Source organism: uncultured Eubacterium sp. (assembly GCF_945980375.1).
Classification (GTDB): domain Bacteria; phylum Bacillota; class Clostridia; order Oscillospirales; family Acutalibacteraceae; genus Eubacterium_R.
The window spans coordinates 1-3579 of record NZ_CAMFQO010000049.1; the positions used below are offsets into that span (position 1 = coordinate 1).

General features: G+C 38.4%; 3 protein-coding genes. All 3 read left to right on the forward strand.

Annotation, left to right across the window (positions count from 1 at the left end; all coding sequences use genetic code 11):
- A partial coding sequence (locus tag Q0P34_RS08300; RefSeq protein WP_294955341.1) for a rhamnulokinase family protein occupies nt 1-1364 on the forward strand: 1364 nt, incomplete at its 5' end.
- Entirely contained in the window at nt 1364-2617 is a 1254-nt protein-coding gene (locus Q0P34_RS08305) for an L-rhamnose isomerase (protein ID WP_293966709.1), read from the forward strand. The genes Q0P34_RS08300 and Q0P34_RS08305, both read left to right, overlap by 1 nt.
- Complete coding sequence (gene rhaD, locus Q0P34_RS08310; RefSeq protein ID WP_294955344.1) at nt 2614-3432, forward strand: rhamnulose-1-phosphate aldolase; 819 nt, start codon at nt 2614-2616, stop codon at nt 3430-3432. Before Q0P34_RS08305 ends, rhaD begins: the two co-directional genes overlap by 4 nt.
- Nucleotides 3433-3579: the final 147 nt, after the last annotated feature.

The following is a 3579-nucleotide window of genomic DNA, read 5'->3' on the forward strand; positions in this document are numbered from 1 at the left end:
ATTATTTAGCAATAGACATAGGAGCCTCAAGCGGACGGCATATTCTCGGATATATAGACAACGGCAGATTAAAACTTGAGGAAATACACCGATTTGAAAACTACATAACAAATCAAAACGGCACACTTGTGTGGGATATAGAGCATCTTGTCAGCGAGGTAAAAAAAGGTATTGCAAAATGCAAAGAAATTGGCAAAATACCTTGTACAGTTGCTATTGATACTTGGGGCGTTGACTATGTTTTGCTTGATGAAAGCAAGCAGGAAATTCTGCCTGCCGTATCTTATCGTGACAGCAGAACAAATAGAGTTATTAACAAAGTTGAAAGTATCATATCTGCAGAAGAATTGTATCTGAAAACAGGGATTCAAAAGCAGAATTTTAATACAATCTATCAGCTTTATGCAGATAAACTGTCCGGCAGGCTTGAGGACGCCAAGCATTTTCTTATGATACCTGCTTACTTATCCTATAAGTTGACAGGCATTATCAAAAATGAATACACTAATGCTACAACAACAGGTATGGTAAATGCAGATACAAAGCAATGGGATTATGAGATTATTGATAAGCTATCCCTGCCAAAGCATTTATTTGGTACGCTTGATACTCCTTGTACCGTAATCGGTAATTTCACAAAGGAAATGCAGGACTATGCAGGCTTTGACAGCACTGTTATTTTTGCACCGAGCCACGATACGGCAAGTGCCGTCTGTGCTTGTCCGATAGATGATAACAGCGTATATATTTCTTCAGGCACATGGTCGCTTATCGGTGTTGAAAGCTTGAATCCCATTGTAAATGAAAAATCAATGGCGGCGAATTTTGCTAACGAAGGCGGTATTGATTATCGTTTTAGATTTCTTAAGAATTATATGGGAATGTGGCTTTTTCAGAATGTTAAGAAAAATCTTAATAACGAATTTAGTTATGATGATATGATGCGCCTTGCAATGCAAAGTAAGCGGTTTGAAATGATTGATACCAACGCACCTGATTTCCTTGCACCTGAAAATATGATAAATGCTATTCGCAGTTATCTGAAAAATGAAAGTATGCCAATAGAGGTTGTTATCAATTCCGTTTATCATTCACTTGCACAATCATACAAAAATGCCATTGATGAAATTGAAAAGTTAGCCGGCAAGACGATAGATAATATATTCATTGTCGGCGGCGGAAGTAAAGATACATATCTTAATGAACTGACTGCACAGTACACAGGTAAAAAAGTAGTAACAGGACTCAGCGAAGCAACTGCAACAGGCAATCTACTTTCACAGATTATGTATGATAAGAAAATATCCCTTGCACAGGCAAGAGATATAGTTAAAAATTCATTTGATATTAAGGAGATTAATTGATGTCACGATACGATGAGGCAAAACAGATTTACGCGAAGTACGGTGTTGATACAGATAAGGCTATCGAAAAATTAAAAAATATTTCTGTATCACTTCACTGCTGGCAGGGTGATGATGTAAGAGGCTTTGATACAGACCCGAATAAACCGTTAACAGGCGGTATTCAGACAACAGGTAATTATCCAGGCAGAGCATCTACACCCGAAGAGCTTATGGAGGATATTGATGAAGTTCTTAAACTTATTCCCGGTAAGATTAAGTTAAATCTTCACGCAAGCTATGCAATTTTTGATGACGAAAATCCTTGGGTTGACCGAGATAAAATTGAGCCTAAGCATTTTAAAAAATGGGTGGATTTCTGCAAGGAAAGAGGACTTGGTTGTGACTTTAACCCAACATTCTTTTCACACCCAAAATGTGATCCGTTAACCCTTTCTTCACCAAATGAAGAAACAAGAAAATTCTGGATTGAACACGGTAAGGCTTGTATCAGAATTTCAAATTATCTTGCTAAGGAGCTCGGCGAGCCCTGTGTAATGAATATATGGACAGGTGATGGATTTAAGGATATTCCTGCCGACAGAATAGGTCCGAGAGAGCGTTATCGTAACTCTATTGATGAAATTCTTTCAGAGCCATACGATTTTAATATGGTTAAGCCTTGTGTTGAAAGCAAGGTGTTTGGTATAGGTGTTGAGGCTTATACAGTCGGCTCTGCTGAATTTGCACTCGGCTATGCAGCCGTGAATAAAGATAAATGTATTCCGCTTATGGATAATGGACATTATCATCCGACAGAAGTAGTAAGTGATAAAATATCTGCACTCCTTACATTTTTCCCTGAAATCGCATTACATATTACAAGACCTATACGCTGGGACAGTGACCATGTTGTTTTATTTGATGACGAAACAAAGGAAATTGCAAAAGAGATTGTACGCTGCGGTGGTCTTGACGGTAAAGTGAATATTGCACTTGATTATTTTGATGCAAGCATTAATCGAATATCAGCTTGGGTAACAGGTGTAAGAAATGTTCAAAAGGCGTTATTATTTGCACTTTTAGAGCCAAGCAATTCACTTGAGAATATGCAGAATAATTCCGATTTCACACAGCTTATGATCGTGCAGGAAGAACTCAAAACTGCACCGTTCGGTGATATCTGGAATGAATATTTAGAAAGAGAAAACACCCCTGTCGAGTATTTTGCAGAGGTTAAAAGATATGAGCAGGAGGTTTTAAGTAAGAGATGAAAAATATTTTAGATGCACCGTTTGTAAAGGAAATGTGCGATACAACAGCCAATATGTACCGCTTGGGTTGGGACGAGAGAAACGGCGGAAACATTAGCTATATGCTTGATAAAAATGAGGTTGCAGAGTATCTCGACCTTAACAATGTTATCCGTACAATACCAACAGGCTTTGATGCAGCAGATCTTATCGGCAAGATTTTTATTGTAACAGGCACAGGAAAATATTTTAAGAATGTAAAGTATGATCCTGAAAACAATCTCGGTATTATTCGCATTGCGAAGGACGGTACAACTGCCGAACTTCTTTGGGGATACGCAGACGGTGGCAAGTTTACAAGTGAGCTGCCTGCTCATCTTATGAGCCATATGGCAAGACTTTCGGTTGATCCCGAAAACAGAGTTGTTATGCACTCACATCCAACAAATACACTTGCAATGAACTATGTTCACGAACTTGATGAAAAGAAATTTACGCATACTCTTTGGGAAATGTGCACCGAATGTATTGTTGTATTTCCAGATGGTATCGGCGTTCTTCCTTGGATGCTTTGCGGAACAAATGAAATCGGCAAGGCAACTGCAAAGAAAATGGAAGAGTATAGGCTTGTTGTATGGGGAATGCACGGCATTTACGGTGCAGGCAAAACTATGGACGAAACCTTTGGTCTTATCGAAACAGTCGAAAAGGCAGCACAAATTTATATGCTCACCGCACATCTGCCCAGAGTAAACACAATCAAGGACGAGGATATGAAAACCCTTGCCGAAGCCTTCGGTGTTGAATACAGAAAGGACTTTCTCAATTTAGATTGATTTTCTGTCAACCACTTGAAAACAAAATTAATTTTTGGTCTGGATATTCAAACTCCTTTGTGGTATATGTTTGTACTACAAGGGAGTTGATTTTATGTCAATACTACAAGAATTGTGGTATGGGAACATTAGACCAAATGAAGATAA

Excerpts from the sequence above, each read along its gene's own strand:
- Q0P34_RS08305 (WP_293966709.1), top strand. The coding sequence starts at position 1,364 with ATGTCACGATACGATGAGGCAAAACAGATTTACGCGAAGTACGGTGTT.
- rhaD (WP_294955344.1), top strand. The coding sequence starts at position 2,614 with ATGAAAAATATTTTAGATGCACCGTTTGTAAAGGAAATGTGCGATACA.